The following is a 22,640-nucleotide window of genomic DNA, read 5'->3' as shown; positions in this document are numbered from 1 at the left end:
TACAACATGCCAGTTATTCATTAGAGAGGGCGGTAAACTGTCATTTCGCCACCTTATAAGTTACCGATTTTAATTAAAGTTTGTGATGATAACGTCGCTGTCGCGGTCGTTCATCGGTTCATGCTATTACACATATTGTTAACAAAATCGTTATGCTCTTTTTTTACGTCTGTAAATTCCCTACAATTCTGCTCATTGTCTGCCAACAACTATGGGGATCTCATGGGCACGACCAAACACAGTAAGCTGCTTATTCTGGGCTCAGGACCGGCGGGATATACCGCGGCGGTGTATGCCGCGCGCGCAAATTTACAGCCGGTACTTATTACCGGTATGGAAAAAGGCGGTCAACTGACTACCACGACGGAAGTGGAAAACTGGCCCGGCGATCCAAACGATTTGACCGGCCCGCTGCTGATGGAACGCATGCATGAACATGCGGCAAAATTTGAAACTGAGATAATTTTTGATCACATCAACAAAGTGGATCTGCAAAATCGTCCGTTCCGTCTGACAGGTGACAGCGCAGAGTACACTTGTGATGCGTTGATCATTGCGACCGGCGCTTCCGCGCGCTATCTGGGGCTGCCATCGGAAGAAGCCTTTAAAGGGCGCGGCGTTTCCGCCTGCGCAACCTGCGACGGTTTCTTCTACCGCAATCAGAAAGTGGCGGTGATCGGCGGCGGCAACACCGCGGTTGAAGAAGCGCTTTATCTGTCCAACATCGCTTCGGAAGTGCACCTTATCCATCGCCGTGACGGTTTCCGCGCTGAAAAAATCCTCATTAAGCGCCTGATGGATAAAGTTGAAAATGGCAATATCATTCTGCACACCAACCGGACGCTGGAAGAAGTGACCGGCGATCAGATGGGCGTCACCGGTCTGCGTCTTCGCGACACGCAGCAGAGCGATAATATCGAGACGCTGGATATCGCCGGACTTTTCGTAGCCATCGGTCATAGCCCAAACACGGCGCTCTTCGAAGGCCAGCTTGAGCTGGAAAATGGTTATATCAAAGTTCAGTCCGGCACCCATGGCAACGCCACACAAACCAGCATCCCTGGCGTATTCGCGGCGGGTGACGTCATGGATCATATTTACCGTCAGGCGATCACCTCTGCAGGTACGGGCTGTATGGCGGCGCTGGATGCTGAACGCTATCTCGATGGTCTGGCCGACGCGAGCAAATAGTTTTTACAAATCAGTAACAAAAGTAAAAAAGGCGACTATAAGTCGCCTTTATTTTTGCGTCGTTGTAACATTGCCCCTGCCTGAAATTCTAATAACTCACCTGCTAAGCGTGCAATGAATAAAACCCGTCAAAAAGAGCTGACCCGCTGGTTAAAACAGCAAAGCGTAATCTCCCAACGGTGGTTGAATATTTCCCGCCTGTTGGGGTTCATGAGTGGCGTATTAATTGTCGCTCAGGCCTGGATCATGGCGCGTATCCTGCAACATATGATCATGGAGAACATTCCACGGGAAGCGCTGTTGCTCCCTTTTATCCTGCTGATACTGATCTTTGTCCTCCGCGCCTGGGTGGTGTGGTTGCGTGAGCGCGTCGGTTTTCATGCCGGACAACATATTCGCTTTGAGATCCGCCGTCAGGTGTTGGATCGTCTGCAGCAAGCCGGCCCAGCCTGGATTCAGGGCAAGCCCGCCGGTAGCTGGGCGACGCTGGTGTTGGAACAGATTGACGATATGCATGACTATTATGCGCGCTATCTGCCGCAAATGGCGCTTGCCGTTTGCGTACCGCTCTTAATCGTGGCGGCGATTTTCCCGTCAAATTGGGCGGCGGCGCTGATTCTGCTGGGCACTGCCCCGCTCATTCCCCTATTTATGGCGATGGTGGGAATGGGCGCGGCTGACGCCAACCGCCGCAATTTCCTGGCGCTTGCCCGGCTAAGCGGCCATTTTCTTGACCGTCTGCGCGGGATGGAAACGCTGCGAATTTTCGGTCGTGGAGAAGCGGAAACCGAAAGCATTCGCGCAGCATCGCAGGATTTTCGTCAGCGCACGATGGAAGTACTGCGCCTCGCCTTTTTATCTTCCGGCGTGCTGGAGTTTTTCACCTCGCTTTCTATTGCGCTGGTCGCCGTTTATTTTGGCTTCTCTTACCTGGGCGAGCTGAACTTTGGTCATTACGGTACCGGTGTGACGCTCGCCGCCGGGTTCCTCGCCTTGATCCTCGCGCCGGAGTTTTTCCAGCCGTTACGCGACCTCGGTACGTTTTATCATGCTAAGGCGCAGGCAGTTGGCGCGGCGGATAGTCTGAAGACGTTTCTGGAAACACCCCTCGCCCACCCGGCGCGCGGCGAAGTTGAGCTGGCGGAAAACGAACCTGTAACCATTGACGCAGTCAATCTTATTATCACCTCGCCAGAAGGCAAAACGCTTGCCGGGCCGCTGAATTTCTCATTAGCGGCAGGAGAACGCGCCGTCCTGGTAGGACGCAGCGGTTCCGGTAAAAGCTCTCTGTTGAATGTATTATCCGGTTTTCTCTCCTATCAGGGATCTTTGCGTATTAACGGTGTCGAGCTTCGCGATCTCTCGCCGGAATCCTGGCGCCAGCATCTCTCCTGGGTTGGACAAAACCCGCAATTACCTGCGGCGACGCTACGCGAAAATGTATTACTGGCGCGCCCGGACGCCAGCGAGCAGGAACTTTATGCCGCGCTTGACGCCGCATGGGTAAGCGAGTTTTTACCGCTGCTGCCGCAGGGAGTAGACACCCCGCTCGGCAATCATGCCAGCAGACTTTCCGTCGGCCAGGCACAGCGTGTAGCGGTCGCCCGTGCGCTACTTAATCCCTGTCAACTGCTACTGCTGGATGAACCGGCGGCAAGCCTGGACGCTCACAGCGAGCAACGCGTCATGCAGGCGTTAAAAGCGGCGTCAAAACGCCAGACCACATTAATGGTAACGCATCAGTTGGAAGATCTCGCCGACTGGGACGCTATCTGGGTTATGCAAGATGGCGCGATTGTCGAACAAGGCAGTTATGCCGAACTCAGCGCCGCCAACGGCGCTTTTGCGACGTTATTGGCTCACCGTCAGGAGGATATTTAAATGCGCGCGCTACTCCCTTATCTGACGCTTTATAAACGCCACAAATGGATGCTAACGCTGGGAATTGCGCTGGCAATCCTGACCCTGCTTGCCAGTATCGGGCTGCTGACGCTTTCCGGCTGGTTCCTGTCCGCGTCCGCTATCGCAGGCTTCGCGGGAATTTACAGTTTTAACTATATGCTCCCGGCAGCCGGAGTGCGCGGCGCGGCCATTACCCGTACCGCCGGTCGTTATTTTGAACGTCTGGTAAGTCATGACGCCACGTTCCGCGTGCTGCAACATCTGCGTATTTACACCTTCAGCAAACTTCTACCGCTCTCCCCCGCGGGTCTGGCGCGATATCAGCAAGGTGAACTGCTGAATCGCATCGTTGCCGACGTCGACACGCTGGATCATCTCTATTTGCGCGTCATCTCCCCGCTGGTCGGCGCTTTTGTAGTGATTATGATTGTCACCCTGGGGCTTAGCGTTCTCGACGTGACGCTGGCGATCACGCTGGGCGGCATTATGCTGTTGACGCTGTTTATTATGCCGCCGGTGTTTTATCGCGCCGGCAAAAATACCGGCCAAAATCTGACGCATCTACGCGGTCAGTATCGCCAACAGCTCACGTCATGGTTACAGGGCCAGGCGGAACTCACCATTTTTGGCGCCAGCAAACGCTATCGGGCGCAAATGGAAGCCACCGAATTACAATGGCATGAGGCCCAACGCCGACAGTCTGAACTGACCGCCTTATCGCAGGCGTTAATGCTGCTGATTGGCGCGCTGGCGGTGATGTTAATGTTGTGGATGGCCTCCGGCGGCGTTGGCGGCAATACGCAGCCCGGCGCGCTCATCGCGCTGTTTGTCTTCTGCGCGCTGGCGGCTTTCGAGGCGCTTGCGCCCGTTACCGGCGCATTCCAGCATCTGGGGCAGGTTATCGCCTCTGCGCTTCGTATCACTGAATTAACGGAGCAAAAACCGGAGGTGACCTTTCCACAGGCAGAAACTCCCGCGCCGGAAAAGGTCACACTCACCCTGCGGGATGTTTCGTTTCGTTATCCCGACCAGCCGATTAATGCGCTCAATGCCCTCTCATTACAGGCTAATCCTGGCGAGCATGTCGCTATTCTGGGGCGTACCGGCTGCGGAAAATCAACGCTGTTGCAGCTACTCACCCGCGCCTGGGACCCGCAACAAGGCGAAATTCTGCTCAACGATCTTCCGCTATCCTCGTTGAGCGAATCCGCCTTACGCCGGACTATCAGCGTGGTGCCGCAGCGTGTCCACCTGTTCAGCGCCACGCTGCGTGATAATTTATTACTGGCGGCGCCCAATGCCAGCGACGAAGCCATTTCCGATATGCTGCGTCGCGTCGGCCTCGAAAATCTGCTCGAAGATAGTGGGCTTAATAGCTGGCTCGGCGAAGGCGGTCGCCTGCTATCCGGCGGCGAACTTCGTCGCCTGGCCATCGCCCGCGCGCTGTTGCACGATGCCCCGTTGATGCTGTTGGATGAGCCTACTGAGGGGCTGGATGCGACCACCGAGAGCGAAATGCTGGAATTACTTGCCGATGTGATGCGCGAGAAAACCGTCCTGATGGTGACTCACCGTTTGCGCGGCCTGGCCCGTTTTGATCAAATCATCGTAATGGACGACGGGCGCATCATTGAGCGAGGCACTCATGCAGAATTGTTAGCCGGACAAGGGCGCTATTATCAGTTTAAACAACGTCTGTAAGCTATTATTGAACGATCCGACTTGCGTACTGGAGTTTCGCCGTCATGCGTCTGGTTCAGCTTTCCCGACATTCTATCGCCTTCCCTTCGCCGGAAGGCGCTTTACGCGAGCCTAACGGTTTACTGGCGCTGGGCGGCGATCTCAGCCCTGCCCGGTTGTTAATGGCCTACCAGCACGGGATTTTCCCGTGGTTTTCGCCGGGCGACCCGATTCTGTGGTGGTCGCCCGATCCGCGCGCCGTGCTGTGGCCTGAAAAGTTTCACCTCAGTCGCAGCATGAAGCGCTTTCACAACGCATCCCCTTACCGCGTGACGCTCAATTACGCTTTCGATCGGGTCATTGATGGATGCGCCAATCACCGTGACGAAGGCACCTGGATAACGCGTGGTATTGAGGAAGCCTATCGCCGATTACATGAATTGGGCCACGCGCACTCCATTGAAGTGTGGCGCGATCGGGAACTGGTCGGCGGGATGTATGGCGTCTCGCAGGGGGCGCTGTTTTGCGGCGAATCGATGTTTAGCCGCCAGGAGAATGCCTCTAAAACCGCACTGCTGGTTTTTTGCGCTGAATTTACCCGCCACGGCGGTAAACTTATTGATTGTCAGGTACTTAATAGTCATACCGCCTCGCTCGGTGCCATTGAAATTCCACGTCGTGACTACCTCGATCACCTCGCGGCCTTACGCCAACAGCCGCTGGCCTCCCGTTTTTGGGTGCCGCGGACATTATTTTTGCCCCGGAAGTGAATGTTTTCGGCACATTTTTTATTGGGGTGTTATAATTGCTGCCGCAGAATTGGTTTAGCTCATTATCCCGCAGCCCGTTGTCAGGTAACGCCCATCGTTTATTTCACCGTTCCCTTATATGTTGCGCTTATGTCGATACATCAGGCGGTAGTATCAGGGAAAAGGTGTATAACGCGGCGTTGTCGTGTGTCGCGGAATCATGTGCTAAACCTGGTTTGCTGTGTTTTAAACGCACAAATCTTTACTTATCAAAAGAAGTTCGGCATTATCTTGCCGGTTCAAATTATGGTAGTGATACCCCAGAGGATTAGATGGCCAAAGAAGACAATATTGAAATGCAAGGTACCGTTCTCGAAACGTTACCTAATACCATGTTCCGCGTAGAGTTAGAAAACGGTCACGTGGTTACTGCACACATCTCCGGTAAAATGCGTAAGAACTACATCCGCATCCTGACGGGCGACAAAGTGACCGTTGAGCTGACCCCGTACGACCTGAGCAAAGGCCGCATTGTCTTCCGTAGTCGCTAATTGTCTCCTCACGCCCTGAAGGGCGGCTGGATAAAAGGTCGGTTTAACCGGCCTTTTTTGCGTCCATTAAGTCGATGAATGACGAGCAGGTTACTCTTCCACCATGCGCGCATACTCTTCCGTCAAAAAATCGACCAACGCGCGTACGGAAGGTAATAATCCTCGCCGGGATGGGAACACAGCATGAATAACCTCCCGCCGGGGCTCCCACTCTTCCAGCACCGCGACCAGTTCACCGGCGGCCAGTTGTTCTTTCACCATTAAGACAGGTAACTGCACAAGCCCCACGCCCGCCATCGCCGCCTCGCGTAGCGCCAACATGTCGGTGGTAATCATACGCGGGGTAAAATGGACTTCCGCACGTGCGCCCTGCGGGCCATAAAGTTCCCAGCGGTGAATATGCTTGCCGGATGCAAGACTTAGCCCTGGCCAATGGCTCAACTCCGCCGGCGCGGAAGGGATTCCCATCCGTGCGATGAGATCCGGGCTGGCAAACAGGCGATGCCCTCTGTCAGCCAGGACGCGCATCACCAGATCGCTATCCTCAAACGGGCGCGGCCTGACGCGAATCGCCACATCCACCCCCTCCCCTACGACGTCCACCCGACGATTGGTCGCTTCAAGCTGTAGCGAAACATCAGGATAACGCGCCATAAACTTCGCCAGCATTGGGCCGATGTGTACATGCAGCAACGTCACCGGGCAGGTTAGCTTCACGATACCGCGAGGTTCTACCTGCAATGCGGCAATGGCATCCTGCGCCGCCTGAGCTTCCACCAGCATCGCTTTACAGTGCTCATAGAATGTTTGTCCCACTTCGGTAACGTTAAACTGCCGGGTGGTTCGCTGAATCAATCGCACGCCCAACCGTTCCTCCAGTTGCGCAATACGCCGGCTCAGTTTTGATTTTGGTTCATCAAGCGCACGCCCCGCCGCGGCAAACCCACCCTCTTCGACCACATGCACAAACCACGCAAAATCATTGAGATCCGTTTTTATCATTACATTGTCCTATTAATGGAACGGTATGAGCCATTTTAGCCACTACCGAACCTTTTGTCATGAATATAAGCTTATTCACATCAAGACAACGCCACTGAGGAGAACACCATGAAACAGATTACAGGCGTCTATACCGCACCTCGCCCGCACTGGGTTGGCGATGGATTTCCGGTTCGTTCACTCTTTTCTTATCAGTCACATGCGCAGCAGTTGAGTCCATTCCTGCTGCTGGATTATGCCGGGCCGCACACATTTACGCCGGGTAATGAAAAACGCGGCGTTGGAGAGCATCCACACCGCGGTTTCGAGACCGTGACGATTGTTTATAGTGGCGAAGTCGAGCATCGGGACTCTACCGGTCGCGGCGGCGTTATCGGCCCGGGCGACGTTCAGTGGATGACCGCAGGCGCAGGCATTTTGCATGAAGAGTTCCATTCCGACGCGTTTACCCGTCGGGGCGGCGAACTGGAAATGGTGCAGTTGTGGGTTAACCTTCCAATGAAGGACAAAATGACCACCCCGGGTTATCAAAGCATTACCCACGATGTTATCCCGACCGTTACGTTGCCGGATGACGCCGGAGTCGTGCGGGTCATTGCAGGGCGTTATGAAGAGACAAAAGGCCCGGCGCACACTTTCTCGCCGCTCAATGTCTGGGATATGCGCCTGCAACGCAATCGCCAGCTTACATTGGCACAGCCGGAAGGATGGAGCACCGCGCTGGTGGTACTGAAAGGCAATATCACGGTGAACGGCACGACGCCGGTCAACGAAGCGCAACTGGTGGTGTTGAGCCAGCAAGGGAAAACGCTGCACCTTGAGGCCAGCAGCGACGCCAGCGTATTGCTGTTATCAGGCGAGCCGCTGAATGAACCGATTGTGGGTTACGGCCCATTTGTTATGAACACGAAACAAGAGATCGCAGAAGCAGTCCGCGATTTCAACTCCGGCCGTTTTGGCCAAATCTGAAAACATGAAGGAGAACACGATGTCAAGTCCTGCTAATTTTAATGGTTTGCGCCCGGTAATTGATGTTAACGATTCCGTGATGCTTTTAATCGATCATCAAAGCGGTCTTTTCCAGACCGTAGGCGATATGCCAATGCCGGAATTACGCGCTCGCGCCGCGGCGTTGGCGAAGATGGCGACGTTAGCGAAAATGCCGGTCATTACCACGGCATCCGTACCGCAAGGTCCGAACGGCCCGCTGATCCCAGAGATCCACGCTAATGCGCCACATGCGCAGTATATTGCACGCAAAGGTGAAATTAACGCCTGGGATAACGAAGATTTCGTGAACGCGGTAAAAGCGACGGGTCGTAAGACGCTGATCATTGCCGGGACGATTACCAGCGTGTGCATGGCATTCCCGGCCATTAGCGCGGTAGCGGAAGGTTATAAGGTATTTGCCGTGATCGACGCATCCGGCACCTACAGTAAGATGGCGCAGGAGATCACCCTGGCGCGTATCGTACAGGCTGGCGTCGTACCAATGGATACTGCCGCGGTCGCCTCTGAGCTGCAAGGCACCTGGAACCGTGAAGACGCCGCCGCGTGGGCCGACGTTTATACTCAGGTATTCCCGGCCTATCAACTGCTGATCGAAAGCTACAGCAAAGCGCAGGATGTGGTGAAAAACAACGAAATGTTGGATTCACAGCGCTAATTTGCCTCCCCGCGCCAGTTTGGGCGGGGATTATGTCTATTGCATGAGCAAACGACAGTGAATATGTAAATTCTGCTTGACCGTTTTAGCGCAACTCCCTATAGTAGCGCCCCGTTGCCCCCCAAGTGGTCAGGCAGAAATACAATATGGTGAGGTGTCCGAGTGGCTGAAGGAGCACGCCTGGAAAGTGTGTATACGGCAACGTATCGGGGGTTCGAATCCCCCCCTCACCGCCATATTTAAGTTGAGAGCCTGTACAGAAGTACGGGCTTTTTGCTTATATGTATCCCCCAAACCAAGGGGGGATGAGAACACCCGACCGGGGTTCGACAACTGGCGCAGCCAGTTGGACAGACGACGAGCCTGCGAGGAGACTGCCCGAAGGGCGAGCGCAGCGAGTCAATCCCCCCCTCACCGCCATATTTAAGTTGAGAGCCTGTACAGAAGTACGGGCTTTTTGCTTATATGTATCCCCCAAACCAAGGGGGGATGAGAACACCCGACCGGGGTTCGACAACTGGCGCAGCCAGTTGGACAGACGACGAGCCTGCGAGGAGACTGCCCGAAGGGCGAGCGCAGCGAGTCAATCCCCCCTCACCGCCATATTTAAGAAAGAGCTCGTACGAAAGTACGGGCTTTTTTTCGCATTAACCCCCCATCGATTACCGGATGATGGCGCAATTTACAAGCGCCTTATCCGCCTATCGCGAGCACAACGCCATCAGGCTAACTATTAGCCGGCGTAAAAAAACCGGGCGCTAAGGCCCGGTTTGTACGGCAGTGAAACGAAGATTAATGCGCGGCTTCCGGCTTGTGCTTTTGCGCACTCTGGAAGCCATACGTCAACGCATTTTTCTCTTTATCCAGCGCGACGGTGACCTGTCCGCCATCAACCAGCGATCCAAACAGCAACTCATTGGCCAGCGGTTTTTTCAGATTATCCTGAATCACACGCGCCATCGGTCGTGCGCCCATCGCCCGGTCATAGCCCTTTTCCGCCAGCCAGTCGCGCGCTTCCTGACTGACTTCCAGGGAGACGCCTTTCTGATCCAACTGGGCCTGCAACTCGACGATAAACTTATCGACAACCTGATGGATCACCTCGCCAGACAGATGATCGAACCAAATAATGTTGTCGAGACGGTTACGGAACTCCGGCGTAAACACTTTCTTGATCTCGCCCATCGCATCGGTACTGTTGTCCTGATGAATAAGACCAATAGATTTACGTTCGGTTTCTCGCACGCCGGCGTTGGTGGTCATCACCAGCACCACATTGCGGAAATCCGCCTTACGGCCGTTGTTATCGGTCAGCGTACCGTTATCCATCACCTGCAGCAGCAGGTTAAAGACATCCGGGTGCGCTTTTTCGATCTCATCCAGCAACAGCACCGCATGAGGATGCTTAATCACCGCATCCGTCAGCAGCCCGCCCTGGTCGAAACCGACGTATCCCGGAGGCGCGCCGATCAAACGGCTCACCGTATGACGCTCCATATATTCGGACATATCGAAGCGCAACAGCTCAATACCCAGCGCTTTTGAAAGCTGTACCGTAACTTCAGTTTTCCCTACGCCAGTTGGCCCGGCGAACAGGAAGGAGCCGACAGGTTTATGCTCATGGCCCAGACCGGCACGACTCATCTTAATAGCTTCGGTCAGCGCCTCAATCGCGTTATCCTGGCCGAAGACCAGCATTTTCAGACGATCGCCCAGGTTCTTCAGCGTATCGCGATCGCTCTGCGAGACGCTCTTTTCAGGAATTCGCGCAATTCGCGCCACTACGGACTCAATATCCGCCACGTTGACCGTTTTCTTACGTTTACTCATCGGCATCAGACGCGCCCGAGCGCCCGCTTCGTCAATCACGTCAATGGCTTTATCCGGCAGATGGCGGTCATTGATATATTTTACCGCCAGCTCGACCGCCGCACGCACCGCTTTCGCGGTATAACGCACGTCGTGGTGCGCTTCGTACTTAGGTTTCAAGCCGTTGATAATTTGCACCGTCTCTTCCACCGAAGGCTCGGTAATATCAATTTTCTGGAAACGGCGTGCTAATGCGCGGTCTTTCTCAAAAATATTGCTGAATTCCTGATAGGTCGTTGAGCCGATCACCCGGATCTTGCCGCTGGAAAGCAGCGGTTTAATCAGATTTGCCGCATCCACCTGTCCGCCCGACGCCGCGCCAGCGCCGATAATGGTATGGATTTCATCGATAAACAGGATGCTGTTGGTATCCTGCTCAAGCTGTTTCAGCAACGCCTTAAACCGTTTTTCAAAATCGCCGCGGTATTTGGTGCCTGCCAGCAGCGAACCGATATCCAGCGAGTAAATGGTGCAATCGGCCATCACTTCCGGCACATCGCCCTGCACGATACGCCAGGCCAGCCCTTCGGCAATCGCCGTTTTGCCAACGCCGGATTCCCCCACCAGCAACGGGTTATTTTTACGGCGACGACACAGAACCTGGATCGCGCGTTCCAGTTCTTTTTCACGACCAATCAGCGGATCGATGCCGCCCACGCGAGCAAGTTGGTTAAGATTCGTCGTGAAGTTTTCCATACGTTCCTCCCCGCCAGCTTGTTCGTCGCCAGTTGGCTGATTGCCGAGATCGGAAGATTGGCTCGGTTCGTCTTTTCGCGTCCCGTGAGAAATAAAGTTCACGATATCCAGACGGCTCACTTCATGCTTGCGCAGCAGATAAGCCGCCTGTGATTCCTGTTCGCTAAAGATAGCCACCAGCACATTCGCGCCAGTCACTTCACTACGCCCGGAAGACTGAACATGGAAGACGGCACGTTGCAGGACACGCTGGAAACTTAACGTCGGCTGCGTATCACGCTCTTCTTCACTGGCAGGCAGTACGGGTGTGGTTTGTTCAATGAAGGCTTCGAGTTCCTGACGGAGCGCCACCAGATCCACGGAGCATGCTTCCAGCGCTTCGCGAGCCGATGGGTTGCTGAGCAGCGCCAGCAACAGATGCTCGACGGTCATAAACTCATGACGGTGCTCGCGCGCTCTGGCGAAAGCCATGTTTAAACTGAGTTCCAGTTCTTGATTGAGCATAGGCACCTCCCCCAATTTTTATACCTGCATTCAGGCTTTTTCCAGCGTACACAGCAACGGATGCTCGTTCTCCCTTGCATACTTGTTCACCATCGCCACTTTGGTTTCCGCCACCTCGGCGGTGAACACGCCGCAGATGGCTTTGCCTTGATAGTGAACTGCAAGCATCAATTGCGTTGCACGTTCTACATCATAAGAAAAGAATTTTTGTAACACGTCAATAACAAACTCCATCGGAGTGTAGTCATCATTGACTAATATCACTTTATACATAGATGGCGGTTTTAGCGCGTCGCGCACGCTATCTTCCACCAGCTGGTCAAAATCCAGCCAATCGTTCGTCTTACCCATCGTCAGTCGTCATTATCGGTTACGGTTGTCGGCAGGAAAATCTGCCGCTGACCAAAGTCTATGCACATAATCAATCTACCTCAATTGATAGATAACTAACATCTATCAGTACCATCCGCGACATCTGTCACATTCCCGGCAATAGCGTTAACTGCTTCAAATTTTTGATTCATTTTTACCCGATCCCCCCTGCCTGATGCTTGACGCCTCGCCTGATTTCTCTAAATTGTAATGTCGAGAGTTGGTGAGGTTTTGAACAGCCCCCACTCCGTCACCGGTTCATTCCATCTTACTTATATAAGATTTACGAAGGATGTCGAAGCATGGAAACGGGTACTGTAAAGTGGTTCAACAATGCCAAAGGGTTTGGTTTCATCTGCCCTGAAGGCGGCGGCGAGGATATTTTCGCCCATTATTCCACCATTCAAATGGATGGTTACAGAACGCTTAAAGCCGGACAGTCTGTCCGGTTTGATGTACACCAGGGGCCAAAAGGCAATCACGCCAGCGTCATCGTGCCCATCGAAGCAGAGGCCGTTGCATAGCTCCTCTGTCTCATTGTGTACATCCAGGAGGCAAAATGCCAGCCCGATCGGCTGGCATTTTTATTTAACGCCAGTTCCTGATAGCGACACTGTTACATCTTATCAGGCCGACAAATGACGTCAGCAAGATTACTCCCTTGCCAGCGCATCCACCGGGTCCAGTCGCGCCGCGTTTCTCGCCGGTAGCCAACCAAACAGTATCCCAGTAAACGTCGAACATAAAAACGCGCTCGCCAGCGCAGTCAGTGAAAAACCGATCTCCCAGCCGGGCAGGAAAAGCTGTAGCATAAATGCGATGAACATCGACAAGCTAATCCCCAGCGCTCCTCCAACCAGACAAACCAGCACCGCTTCAATAAGAAACTGCTGTAGCACATCGCTGGCGCGCGCGCCTACCGCCATACGGATGCCGATTTCACGCGTTCGCTCGGTGACGGAAACCAGCATAATATTCATAACGCCGATGCCGCCGACAACCAGCGAAATGACGGCCACCAGCGTCAGAAATAACTGAAGAGTATAGGTGGTTTTTTCAGCCGTTTTCAGGACGCTGTCCATATTCCAGGTGAAGAAGTCTTTTTTACCGTGGCGTAAGGTGAGCAGGCGGGTAAGCTGCTGTTCAGCCTGATCGCTATCAACGCCATCTTTCACACGAACGGTGATCGAGTTAAGCCATGACTGACCCATTATGCGATCTGACATCGTGCTATAGGGCAACCAAACTTGCAACAGATTGCTATTGCCGTACATGGACGGTTTCTCTTCCGCCACGCCAATAACAATAACCGGCATATTACCCACCAGCACCACTTCCCCTACGACATTCGCTTTATTTGGAAATAGCTGGCGTCGCGTGTTGGCATCCAGCACCACCACCTGCGCGCGATCCTGTTGCTGTACAGCATTGAAGGTGTTCCCCTCCCTAAAAGACATGCCGTAAACGTTAAAATAATCGCCACTGACGCCATTAGCATTTACGGCAATATCAATATTGCCATAGCGAAGACGTAAGCTCTTTGAAACGCTGGGCGTCGCAGAGTTAACCCACGGCTGTTTCTGAATAGCGACCAGATCGTCATATTTCAGCGCCTGTCGATACTGCGGGTTGTCGTCGCCGAAATCTTTGCCTGGATGAATATCAATCGTGTTAGTGCCCATAGCGCGGATATCCGCCAGTACCATCTGTTTTGCGGCGTCGCCGACCACCACAATCGACACCACCGACGCAATACCGATAATAATTCCCAGCATGGTCAGTAAAGTACGCATTTTGTTAGCGGCCATCGCTAACCACGCCATCGACAGCGCTTCGCGAAAGCTGCTGGCAAATTGCCGCCAGCCGGGAGCCGTATTAACTACGACAGCGTCAACGCCCTGTTCGCGTTTCTTTTCCTGCGCGAGCGGATTATGGACAATCTTGCCATCGTGAATTTCAATAATCCGCTCCGCCTGGGCGGCAATCAGCGGATCGTGCGTCACAATGATCACCGTATGTCCGCGATCGCGCAGTTGGCGCAAAATCGCCATCACCTCTTCGCCGGAATGGCTATCCAGCGCGCCGGTCGGTTCATCCGCCAGAATCACCTGTCCGCCGTTCATCAGCGCGCGGGCAATACTGACACGCTGCTGCTGTCCGCCAGAAAGCTGTGAAGGTGGGTAATCGACGCGATCGCTTAATCCCAGCCGCAGAAGTAACTCTCTGGCGCGCGCCTGGCGTTTTTTGCGTTCAATGCCGGCGTAGACGGCGGGGATTTCAACATTTTGCGCTGCCGTTAAATGCGACAACAGATGGTAGCGCTGAAAGATAAAGCCAAAATGCTCACGCCGCAGCTGCGCCAGCGCGTCCGGGTCCAGCGTCGAGACGTCCCGCCCCGCCACCCGATAAGTGCCGCTGGTCGGTTTATCCAGGCACCCGAGGATATTCATCAGCGTTGATTTTCCAGAACCGGAAACGCCGACGATCGCCACCATCTCCCCGGCGTGGATTTGCAGGGAGATATCTTTCAACACCGCCACCTGCTCTTCTCCGGAGGGGTAGCTGCGACTCACATTGCGCAGTTCAAGCAATGCCGTCATGGCGTCGCTCCTGGCCTGCTTTCGCCGATGATCACCTCATCGCCCGCTTCCAGACCTTTAACCACTTCCACGTCTGTATCGTTACGCTCGCCAATGACCACTTCGCGCTCACGTTTTTCGCCGTTACGCAACAGCGCCACTTTATAACGATTGCCGCCCACCGGTTCGCCAAGCGCGGCGAGAGGAATAATCAGCACATTTTTGACATCCATGAGTTGAATATAAACCTGTGCGGTCATATCAAGACGCAAGATTCTTTTGGGATTCGGCACTTCAAACCGGGCGTAATAAAAAATAGCGTCGTTGACCTTTTCCGGCGTCGGCAGAATATCTTTTAAAACGCCTTCATAGCGCGTTTGCGGATCGCCTGCAATGGTGAACCATGCTTTCTGCCCCGCCCGAAGATGGATCACGTCCGCTTCCGAGACCTGCGCTTTTACCAGCATGGTGCTCATATCCGCCAGCGTCAGAATATTGGGCGCCTGCTGAGCTGCAATCACCGTTTGTCCTTGCAGGGTAGTGATTTGCGTCACTTCCCCCGCCATGGGGGCAACAATACGGGTATATTCCAGGTTGGTTTTCGCGGTGTCCAACGAGGCCCGATTACGTTTGATCTGGGCATCTATGGTGCCAATACGCGCCTGTTTAACCGCCATCTCCGTCGCCGCGGTATCCAGATCCTGTTGCGATACCGCCTGAGTCTTAGCTAACTGCTGCTGGCGCGCCAGCGTAACCCGCGCCAGCTTTAACTCAGCGGCTGCCTGCTGACGCTCCGCGTTCAGCTCCATCAGGGTGGCCTCGACCTCTTTTATCTGGTTCTCCGCCTGATCTGGGTCAATCACGCCGAGTAGCTGATCTTTTTTAACGTTATCTCCAATGGAGACCAGCAGCGTTTTCAACTGGCCGCTCACCTGCGCGCCGACATCCACTTTACGCAACGCGTCCAGTTTTCCAGTCGCCAGTACACTCTGTTCAAGATCGCCTGGCCGCACGATTAATGTCTGATAAGTTGGCAGCGGCGCATTTATCATTCGCCAGCTAACCATCCCCCCCACTAAAAGAATTAAAATAATGACCAGATAACGCTTTTTAAATTTCTTTCCCTTAGCACGCATAGAAACCCTGACGGCAAAATTTTAACCAGAAAGTAAACCGCATCTAAACAAACCTGACACAATAAAGATAGCGTCGGCTGTATTGACGATTGGTTAATGTTTCCTGTGGTTCAATCTCGACAATCTTATGTCGCGGATTACGATCATGACACAGCTTACAGATAATACCTGGTACACTTCAGATCACATCTCTCCTTTACAATTATTTATTCGTCTGACGCGCGGGCAATTACAGCCAGGAAAATTCTGGCGTAAAGCCAGCTTTCGTCGCAAGTTTTTAATCCGCTCATTAGTCATGCCGCGTGCGACCAGCCAATTACTGACCAATCTCACCCAATGGCCGGAGTTAAATACGTTACTTGCTCGTCAGCCGCGTTTGCCTATTCGGCTACATCGTCCTTATATGGCTGTAAATATTAAACGCGATTTCGCCTTAGATGCGCTGTGTTTTCATTATCAACAGATGCGCCAACTTTTATCGCGGGAACAACAGGTTAGCTATTTAAGTCAGTATGGCCTGAATCTTGCTAAATTTGAAACTAAAACCGGCGAGTTGTTTCAACTTGATTTAGTCAGTCTGGTCTCACTGGATAAAGAAGGTGAAAGCACTATTGTTGTTCGCGACGCACAGTTACGTATTCTGGCAGAGATCACATTTACCCTGTGTCGCTTTAACCAACAACGCACACTATTTATCGGCGGATTACAGGGCGCGGCAAACGACGTCCCTCACGAAATTATCCAGCAGGCGACCAAAGCCTGCCATGGTCTTTTTCCCAAACGCATCGTGATGGAGGCTCTCTGTCAGTTTGCGCAAGTCTTTCAGACGGAGCAGATTATAGCCGTGAGTAACGATGCGCACGTTTACCGTAGCTGGCGATACATGGATAAAAAGACGCAAATGCATGCCGACTATGACGCGTTTTGGGAATCGTTAGGCGGTGAAAGAATTAAAGGGAATTACTATACGCTACCGCTGGCGATCGCCCGAAAAAGCGAAGCGGAGATCGCCAGTAAAAAACGGGCCGAGTATCGCCGCCGCTATGCTTTACTCGATAGCGTTGTCGAACAGGTTCCGGCCACATTCAAACGCTAATCCGCCCGGCCCCGCGCCAGCCAAACCACGCGCGAGAACATCTTTCTGAACAGCGGCGGCACGGCGTCAATTCCCCGCCGCCCGGCTTCCATCGCGACTTCAATCGCCAAATCCGGCTTTGACGAGCGGTGGATAGCTTTAGTGATAATTTTCCGGGTATTCATCGGTACATTAGGCGGAAGCTGCGCAACCCGGTGAAAAACATCGGCAAAGCCCTGACGATACATAAAATGTTCCATATCCAGCGCAGGCAGCGCCGTGAGATGTTCGCGTTCTTCTTCCCGATCGTTATTAAGCAGGCTGCGGACCGTCGCGGCATATTTTTTCCCCGCTTCGTCGCCATCCACCAGGACATGCCACTCGATTCCCATACGGCGGGCGAACTTCACCAGCGGTTTCAGACCGGACTGAGCAAACTCAATGACTTTAATGCCCTCCGCATCAAAATGATGTCCACACTGACGCGCCAGCTCATTAATAACCCAGGTTTCCGTCTCGCCTTCCACCAGTAGCCAGCAACGCGCAAACAGCGACGACGCGCGATTAAAGCGGATATGAAAGGCGATGCGCCGTCCATCTTCCGCGCTTAACCCGCCCGGGCCCAAACGCCAGGCGGCGACGCGGGAAGATTCGCGCACCAGCCGTACGACATGCTCCACCGGCGTTAGCGAGAGCAATTCGCCTGAGTTAGTCGTCGCTATCCGCTGTAGCGGCAACAGATTGAGCAATTGCCAGGCGACTGAAAGCATAATGGGATGCAAACGGGTTTCCGGATCTTCCACCAGCAGTAATGGTCGCGCGTCTTTATGTAACCGCAGCGTCCCTTTCGCCTGTAACAGCGTGGAGAAAAGCCCCAGCAGGATCACCCGATGCGACCGGCTGCCCGGTTTGTCGATCATCCGATTAATAATATCCAGATAGCGCCAGCTACGTTGCTCATTTTGCGAACGCCGGCGCATGAGTCGGTGACGCGCCTGTCCTGCGCCCTGCTCCGAAAAATAGTGCTCAAGCAGTTGCACCATCGCGGACAGTCCCTGGCGAATCTGCCCGTCGGTTAAATTTTGCGGCCGGGTCGCCAGCTCACGCGCCAGAAAATCCAGCTGTCGGGCCGTGACTTCAACATCCGGCACATTGGGCACCGTACCGTTGCGAATACGTCGCATAAAGCGCGCATCGCGCAAACGTAGCACTGGCATCAGACGAACCAGGTGGCGCACCTGATCGTTAATATTTTCCACCGGCAATGGCTGCCCATCGCTATTAAGAAAACTGCGTAGCGTCATCACGCTGCCATCGGCGCCGCATTCTCCCTCTAGCCGATAAAAAATACGGTGAAAATCATCCTCGCAAGGCGACCAGCATGCTTCCAGCGCTCGATAACGACGTACCCGATGCCGCCCTGGCTGCGTTTCGCGAAAAGTCAGAATAATATGCAGGTGATGCTCGCGTCCTTTTATGTCGCCAGGCGGAAACCAGAAATCCTCACGGACAAAATGGTAGAGATCGAGCTCCGGCGACAATAACAGAGTCAGCGCATCCAGCAGGCTGGATTTGCCCCAGGCGTTTTCCCCAATCAGCACGTTGTTTTGTTCCAGCATCAACGACAGTCGGTTGATACCGCGAAATCCCACTATTTCAACGCGTTCGAGAATCATGCTTCCTCCAGAAAAGCGTCACCACTCCATTAAACTCACCGCAGTATAACGGCAAATGCTTCCACCTGGCGTGATATTCCCCCCTTTGCCTGAGGCAACTGTCTGATAAATGTACGGCTGACGGTGTCGCTTTACTGATAGTCTGGAATTCGGTAGTGTCATGTACGCTATTCAAACAATAAAAAAGGGCCCGGCTGTTCATGTTTTCAGGACTTTTAATCATTCTGGTTCCACTGATTGTGGGCTATCTCATTCCACTGCGACATAAAGCCGCATTACAACTTATTAACCGGCTACTGAGCTGGATCGTGTATCTTATTCTCTTTTTTATGGGAATAAGCCTGGCGTTTTTGGATAACCTCGCCAGTAATCTGGTGGCGATTTTTCATTATTCCGCCGTCAGTATTACGATTATTTTATTGTGTAATATCGCTACCTTACTGTGGCTGGAACGTATCCTCCCGTGGCGTCACCATCATCAGCAGGAAAAACTGCCTTCGCGTATTGCCATGGCGCTGGAGTCGCTGCAACTGTGCGGCGTAGTGGTATTGGGGTTTGTTATCGGCCTGAGCGGACTCTCTGTTTTACAGCACGCCACCGAAGCCAGTGAATATACGCTGATCTTTTTATTGTTCCTGGTGGGGATTCAGCTACGAAATAGCGGCATGACCTTAAAGCAAATTGTGCTTAACCGCCGGGGAATGATGGTCGCGGTCGTTGTCGTGGCAAGCTCATTACTGGGCGGCGTGATTAATGCGTTTATCCTGGACTTACCGCTAAAAACCGCCCTGGCGATGGCGTCAGGTTTCGGCTGGTACTCTCTTTCCGGTATTTTGTTGACGGAGTCGTTTGGACCGGTTATCGGCAGCGCGGCATTTTTTAACGATCTGGCCCGCGAACTTTTGGCCATTATGCTTATTCCCGGTCTGATTCGCCGCAGCCGTTCAACGGCGTTGGGCCTGTGCGGAGCGACCTCAATGGACTTTACGTTGCCGGTATTACAGCGCTCCGGCGGCGTAGAGATTGTTCCGGCGGCTATCGTACATGGCTTTATCCTCAGCCTGCTGGTCCCCCTCTTAATGGCGTTCTTCTCGGCCTGATACCTCTTTGGCGGTAGGCATCTGCCGCCAAAATTGCGCTAAATCAATCTCCTTGCACATTATGGCAGAAATCCCTTTTATCCCTTTGTTCACAGGCATAATCTTAAACATGTATATTAAATATAACTTTAAAAGGTGTGACCATGTTTTGTGTGCAATGTGAACAAACCATCCGTACACCAGCCGGAAACGGCTGCTCCTACGCGCAGGGAATGTGCGGTAAAACAGCTGAAACGTCCGATCTGCAGGATCTGCTGATTGCGGCTTTGCAAGGTTTGTCTGCCTGGGCGGTGAAGGCCCGTGAATATGGCATCATTAATCACGACGTTGATAACTTTGCGCCGCGCGCGTTTTTCTCCACGCTGACCAATGTTAACTTCGACTCTCCGCGTATCGTCGGCTACGCCCGTGAAGCGATTGCCTTGCGTGAAGCGTTGAAAGCGCAGTGCCTGAGCGTGGATGCCAATGCGCATTGCGACAATCCGATGGCCGATCTGCAACTGGTTAGCGACGATCTGGGCGAACTGCAACGTCAGGCGGCGGAATTTACCCCGAATAAAGACAAAGCCGCCATTGGCGAGAACATCCTCGGCCTGCGTCTGCTGTGCCTGTACGGTCTGAAAGGCGCGGCGGCGTATATGGAGCACGCGCACGTTCTCGGTCAATACGACAACGACATTTACGCGCAGTACCACAAAATCATGGCCTGGCTCGGCACCTGGCCTGCTGATATGAACGCGCTGCTGGAGTGCGCAATGGAAATCGGCCAGATGAACTTCAAAGTGATGAGCATTCTGGATGCCGGTGAAACCACCAAATACGGTCACCCAACGCCGACTCAGGTCAACGTCAAAGCGACTGAAGGCAAGTGCATTCTGATCTCCGGTCACGATCTGAAAGATCTCTACAACCTGCTGGAGCAGACCGAAGGCACCGGTGTTAACGTCTACACTCACGGTGAAATGCTGCCCGCACATGGCTATCCGGAACTGCGTAAATTCAAGCATCTGGTCGGTAACTACGGCAGCGGCTGGCAGAATCAGCAGGTCGAGTTCGCCCGCTTCCCTGGCCCAATCGTGATGACCTCTAACTGCATTATCGACCCGACCGTGGGCAGCTATGACGACCGTATCTGGACCCGTAGCATCGTCGGCTGGCCGGGCGTTAGCCATCTTGAAGGTGATGACTTCGGGCCGGTCATTGCCCAGGCGCAGCAGATGGCGGGCTTCCCGTATAGCGAAATTCCGCATCTCATCACCGTCGGTTTTGGCCGTCAGACCCTGCTCGGCGCTGCCGATACGCTCATCGATCTGGTCAGTCGTGAAAAACTGCGCCACATCTTCCTGGTCGGCGGCTGTGACGGCGCGCGCGGCGAGCGTAACTACTTTACCGATTTCGCCACCAGCGTACCGGATGACTGCCTGATCCTGACTCTGGCGTGCGGTAAATACCGTTTCAACAAACTGGAGTTCGGCGACATCGAAGGGCTGCCGCGTCTGGTCGATGCCGGTCAGTGTAACGATGCTTACTCCGCGATTATCCTGGCGGTGACGCTGGCGGAAAAACTGGGCTGCGGCGTCAACGATCTGCCGCTATCGCTGGTGCTCTCCTGGTTTGAGCAGAAAGCGATCGTGATTCTGCTGACGCTGCTGTCATTAGGCGTGAAAAATATTGTCACCGGGCCGACCGCGCCGGGCTTCTTCACGCCGGATCTGCTGGCTATCCTCAACGAGAAGTTCGGTCTGCGCTCCGTGACCACCGTTGAAGAAGACATGAAGCAATTGCTGAGCGCGTAAGGAGGCCAATGATGACGATGCCAACCTCACAATGTCCCTGGCGAATGCAGGTGCATCACATCCGTCAGGAGACGCCGGATGTATGGACAATTGCGCTATTATGCCATGACTACTACCCTTACCGCGCCGGGCAGTATGCGCTGGTGAGCGTGCGTAATTCAGCGGAAACGCTGCGCGCCTACACCCTTTCGTCTACGCCGGGCGTCAGTGAATATATCACGCTGACCGTTCGTCGGATTGAAGATGGCACGGGTTCACAGTGGTTGACCCATGACATCAAGCGCGGCGATTACATCTGGCTGTCTGATGCAATGGGCGATTTTACCTGTGACGATAAAACAGAAGATAAGTTTCTGCTGCTCGCCGCCGGTTGTGGCGTAACGCCAATCATGTCGATGCGTCGCTGGCTGGCGAAATACCGCCCGCAGGCCGATGTGCAGGTCATCTTTAACGTCCGTTCGCCGGATGATGTGATTTTTGCCGACGAGTGGCAACAGTATCCGGTCACGCTAGTGGCGGAAAATCATGCCACGGAAGGTTTTGTCGCGGGCCGTCTGACCACGGAATTATTACAGCGCGTACCGGATTTGGCATCGCGCACCATCATGACCTGCGGCCCGGCGCCCTATATGGATTTCGTCGAACAGGGCGTGAAAGCGCTTGGCGTAACGCGCTTCTTTAAAGAGAAGTTCTTCACGCCGGTGGCGGAAACGGCAACCAGCGGCCTGAAATTCACCAAACTACAGCCAGCGCAGGAATTTTATGCCCCGATCGGTACGACGCTGCTGGAGGCGCTGGAGAGTAATAAAGTACCGGTTGCCGCTGCCTGTCGGGCAGGTGTTTGCGGCTGCTGTAAAACCAAAGTCGTTTCCGGCGACTATACGGTGAGCAGCACCATGACGCTGAGCGAGGCGGAGATTGCCGAAGGTTACGTACTGGCCTGCTCCTGCTATCCGCAGGGCGATCTTGTTCTCGCATAATCGGTAAACGTTCCATCGTAGGCCCGGTAAGCGTTAGCGCCACCGGGCGATTTACCACTCGCTTCATCCTTTCGCCCCTCTCTTCGCCAAAGAAAAACGTCATCGTCATCTTCAAC

At 53.8% G+C, this 22,640-nt stretch carries 19 protein-coding genes, 1 tRNA gene and 1 other RNA gene; 14 read left to right on the top strand and 7 right to left on the bottom strand.

What is annotated here, in order from left to right; translation table 11 throughout:
- The first annotated feature begins 222 nt into the window (after positions 1-222).
- The 5 genes from trxB (at position 223) to infA (ending at position 6,073) form a co-directional block, all read left to right on the top strand.
- Entirely contained in the window at positions 223-1,191 is a 969-nt protein-coding gene (trxB, locus tag NAZ64_RS15155; RefSeq protein ID WP_000537406.1) for a thioredoxin-disulfide reductase, read from the top strand.
- Positions 1,192-1,305: 114 nt separating this feature from the next.
- On the top strand, positions 1,306-3,072 hold the full coding sequence (gene cydD, locus NAZ64_RS15150) for a heme ABC transporter permease/ATP-binding protein CydD (RefSeq protein WP_017465599.1): 1,767 nt from the start codon (positions 1,306-1,308) through the stop codon (positions 3,070-3,072).
- Positions 3,073-4,794, top strand: a complete 1,722-nt coding sequence (cydC, locus tag NAZ64_RS15145; protein ID WP_220569317.1) for a heme ABC transporter ATP-binding protein/permease CydC — start codon at positions 3,073-3,075, stop codon at positions 4,792-4,794.
- Positions 4,795-4,838: 44 nt separating this feature from the next.
- Positions 4,839-5,543, top strand: a complete 705-nt coding sequence (gene aat, locus NAZ64_RS15140; protein WP_001241650.1) for a leucyl/phenylalanyl-tRNA--protein transferase — start codon at positions 4,839-4,841, stop codon at positions 5,541-5,543.
- Between the two features lie 311 nt (positions 5,544-5,854).
- Complete coding sequence (gene infA / locus NAZ64_RS15135) at positions 5,855-6,073, top strand: translation initiation factor IF-1 (RefSeq protein WP_001040187.1); 219 nt, start codon at positions 5,855-5,857, stop codon at positions 6,071-6,073.
- Between the two features lie 90 nt (positions 6,074-6,163).
- Here the strand turns inward: infA and NAZ64_RS15130 are convergent, their stop codons facing one another.
- A complete protein-coding gene (locus NAZ64_RS15130; protein ID WP_000597928.1) occupies positions 6,164-7,075 on the bottom strand; it encodes a LysR family transcriptional regulator in 912 nt (303 codons plus the stop codon).
- A 108-nt stretch (positions 7,076-7,183) separates the two neighbouring features.
- Here NAZ64_RS15130 and NAZ64_RS15125 point away from each other — a divergent pair, with 108 nt between their 5' ends.
- The 4 genes from NAZ64_RS15125 to NAZ64_RS15110 all read left to right on the top strand — a co-directional run bounded on the left by NAZ64_RS15125 (position 7,184) and on the right by NAZ64_RS15110 (position 9,344).
- Positions 7,184-8,044 (top strand): pirin family protein, encoded by an 861-nt coding sequence (locus NAZ64_RS15125; protein ID WP_000809969.1) that lies wholly within the window; start codon positions 7,184-7,186, stop codon positions 8,042-8,044.
- A 19-nt stretch (positions 8,045-8,063) separates the two neighbouring features.
- Positions 8,064-8,741 carry a hydrolase gene (locus NAZ64_RS15120; protein ID WP_000097897.1) on the top strand — a complete coding sequence of 226 codons (678 nt, stop codon included), beginning with the start codon at positions 8,064-8,066 and terminating at the stop codon, positions 8,739-8,741.
- Positions 8,742-8,889: 148 nt separating this feature from the next.
- Positions 8,890-8,977 (top strand) — tRNA-Ser (locus tag NAZ64_RS15115).
- 233 nt (positions 8,978-9,210) lie between these two features.
- A non-coding RNA gene (locus tag NAZ64_RS15110) (RtT sRNA) lies at positions 9,211-9,344 on the top strand.
- Positions 9,345-9,533: 189 nt separating this feature from the next.
- Here NAZ64_RS15110 and clpA read toward each other — a convergent pair.
- From clpA to NAZ64_RS15095, 3 genes are all read right to left on the bottom strand, one after another.
- Positions 9,534-11,810 carry an ATP-dependent Clp protease ATP-binding subunit ClpA gene (clpA, locus tag NAZ64_RS15105; protein WP_220569319.1) on the bottom strand — a complete coding sequence of 759 codons (2,277 nt, stop codon included), beginning with the start codon at positions 11,808-11,810 and terminating at the stop codon, positions 9,534-9,536.
- Positions 11,811-11,840: 30 nt separating this feature from the next.
- Positions 11,841-12,161 carry an ATP-dependent Clp protease adapter ClpS gene (gene clpS / locus NAZ64_RS15100; protein WP_000520789.1) on the bottom strand — a complete coding sequence of 107 codons (321 nt, stop codon included), beginning with the start codon at positions 12,159-12,161 and terminating at the stop codon, positions 11,841-11,843.
- A 95-nt stretch (positions 12,162-12,256) separates the two neighbouring features.
- Positions 12,257-12,334: a hypothetical protein gene (locus NAZ64_RS15095; protein WP_212742690.1), complete on the bottom strand. Its 78-nt coding sequence runs from the start codon at positions 12,332-12,334 to the stop codon at positions 12,257-12,259.
- A 150-nt stretch (positions 12,335-12,484) separates the two neighbouring features.
- On the opposite strand from NAZ64_RS15095, the gene cspD reads away from it, so the two are divergent.
- A complete protein-coding gene (gene cspD, locus NAZ64_RS15090; protein ID WP_000447499.1) occupies positions 12,485-12,706 on the top strand; it encodes a cold shock-like protein CspD in 222 nt (73 codons plus the stop codon).
- Between the two features lie 129 nt (positions 12,707-12,835).
- Here the strand turns inward: cspD and macB are convergent, their stop codons facing one another.
- Positions 12,836-14,782: a macrolide ABC transporter ATP-binding protein/permease MacB gene (gene macB / locus NAZ64_RS15085; RefSeq protein WP_076935421.1), complete on the bottom strand. Its 1,947-nt coding sequence runs from the start codon at positions 14,780-14,782 to the stop codon at positions 12,836-12,838.
- A complete protein-coding gene (gene macA, locus NAZ64_RS15080) occupies positions 14,779-15,897 on the bottom strand; it encodes a macrolide transporter subunit MacA (protein WP_061377670.1) in 1,119 nt (372 codons plus the stop codon). Before macA ends, macB begins: the two co-directional genes overlap by 4 nt.
- Before the next feature lie 145 nt (positions 15,898-16,042).
- Here macA and NAZ64_RS15075 point away from each other — a divergent pair, with 145 nt between their 5' ends.
- Complete coding sequence (locus NAZ64_RS15075; RefSeq protein ID WP_220569320.1) at positions 16,043-16,993, top strand: VirK/YbjX family protein; 951 nt, start codon at positions 16,043-16,045, stop codon at positions 16,991-16,993.
- Here the strand turns inward: NAZ64_RS15075 and NAZ64_RS15070 are convergent.
- Positions 16,990-18,648: an ATP-dependent endonuclease gene (locus tag NAZ64_RS15070; RefSeq protein ID WP_000599770.1), complete on the bottom strand. Its 1,659-nt coding sequence runs from the start codon at positions 18,646-18,648 to the stop codon at positions 16,990-16,992. The genes NAZ64_RS15075 and NAZ64_RS15070 overlap by 4 nt on opposite strands.
- Before the next feature lie 200 nt (positions 18,649-18,848).
- Between NAZ64_RS15070 and NAZ64_RS15065 the strand changes: the two genes are divergently transcribed.
- From NAZ64_RS15065 to hcr, 3 genes are all read left to right on the top strand, one after another.
- A complete protein-coding gene (locus tag NAZ64_RS15065) occupies positions 18,849-19,748 on the top strand; it encodes a LysO family transporter (protein ID WP_069722018.1) in 900 nt (299 codons plus the stop codon).
- Between the two features lie 143 nt (positions 19,749-19,891).
- Positions 19,892-21,544 (top strand): hydroxylamine reductase, encoded by a 1,653-nt coding sequence (gene hcp / locus NAZ64_RS15060; RefSeq protein WP_000458785.1) that lies wholly within the window; start codon positions 19,892-19,894, stop codon positions 21,542-21,544.
- An 11-nt stretch (positions 21,545-21,555) separates the two neighbouring features.
- A complete protein-coding gene (gene hcr, locus NAZ64_RS15055; protein ID WP_483640982.1) occupies positions 21,556-22,524 on the top strand; it encodes an NADH oxidoreductase in 969 nt (322 codons plus the stop codon).
- Positions 22,525-22,640: the final 116 nt, after the last annotated feature.

The sequence above is a fragment of the Salmonella sp. A1325 genome (genome assembly GCF_056991255.1).
The sequence above is the reverse complement of the archived record's forward strand: the minus strand, read 5'-3'. Positions and strand labels throughout refer to the sequence as shown.

What these genes read in the sequence shown, in the direction of transcription:
- trxB (WP_000537406.1), top strand. Translation starts at nt 223, where the DNA reads ATGGGCACGACCAAACACAGTAAGCTGCTTATTCTGGGCTCAGGACCG.
- cydD (WP_017465599.1), top strand. Translation starts at nt 1,306, where the DNA reads ATGAATAAAACCCGTCAAAAAGAGCTGACCCGCTGGTTAAAACAGCAA.
- cydC (WP_220569317.1), top strand. Translation starts at nt 3,073, where the DNA reads ATGCGCGCGCTACTCCCTTATCTGACGCTTTATAAACGCCACAAATGG.
- aat (WP_001241650.1), top strand. Translation starts at nt 4,839, where the DNA reads ATGCGTCTGGTTCAGCTTTCCCGACATTCTATCGCCTTCCCTTCGCCG.
- infA (WP_001040187.1), top strand. Translation starts at nt 5,855, where the DNA reads ATGGCCAAAGAAGACAATATTGAAATGCAAGGTACCGTTCTCGAAACG.
- NAZ64_RS15130 (WP_000597928.1), bottom strand. Translation starts at nt 7,075, where the DNA reads ATGATAAAAACGGATCTCAATGATTTTGCGTGGTTTGTGCATGTGGTC.
- NAZ64_RS15125 (WP_000809969.1), top strand. Translation starts at nt 7,184, where the DNA reads ATGAAACAGATTACAGGCGTCTATACCGCACCTCGCCCGCACTGGGTT.
- NAZ64_RS15120 (WP_000097897.1), top strand. Translation starts at nt 8,064, where the DNA reads ATGTCAAGTCCTGCTAATTTTAATGGTTTGCGCCCGGTAATTGATGTT.
- clpA (WP_220569319.1), bottom strand. Translation starts at nt 11,810, where the DNA reads ATGCTCAATCAAGAACTGGAACTCAGTTTAAACATGGCTTTCGCCAGA.
- clpS (WP_000520789.1), bottom strand. Translation starts at nt 12,161, where the DNA reads ATGGGTAAGACGAACGATTGGCTGGATTTTGACCAGCTGGTGGAAGAT.
- NAZ64_RS15095 (WP_212742690.1), bottom strand. Translation starts at nt 12,334, where the DNA reads ATGAATCAAAAATTTGAAGCAGTTAACGCTATTGCCGGGAATGTGACA.
- cspD (WP_000447499.1), top strand. Translation starts at nt 12,485, where the DNA reads ATGGAAACGGGTACTGTAAAGTGGTTCAACAATGCCAAAGGGTTTGGT.
- macB (WP_076935421.1), bottom strand. Translation starts at nt 14,782, where the DNA reads ATGACGGCATTGCTTGAACTGCGCAATGTGAGTCGCAGCTACCCCTCC.
- macA (WP_061377670.1), bottom strand. Translation starts at nt 15,897, where the DNA reads ATGCGTGCTAAGGGAAAGAAATTTAAAAAGCGTTATCTGGTCATTATT.
- NAZ64_RS15075 (WP_220569320.1), top strand. Translation starts at nt 16,043, where the DNA reads ATGACACAGCTTACAGATAATACCTGGTACACTTCAGATCACATCTCT.
- NAZ64_RS15070 (WP_000599770.1), bottom strand. Translation starts at nt 18,648, where the DNA reads ATGATTCTCGAACGCGTTGAAATAGTGGGATTTCGCGGTATCAACCGA.
- NAZ64_RS15065 (WP_069722018.1), top strand. Translation starts at nt 18,849, where the DNA reads ATGTTTTCAGGACTTTTAATCATTCTGGTTCCACTGATTGTGGGCTAT.
- hcp (WP_000458785.1), top strand. Translation starts at nt 19,892, where the DNA reads ATGTTTTGTGTGCAATGTGAACAAACCATCCGTACACCAGCCGGAAAC.
- hcr (WP_483640982.1), top strand. Translation starts at nt 21,556, where the DNA reads ATGACGATGCCAACCTCACAATGTCCCTGGCGAATGCAGGTGCATCAC.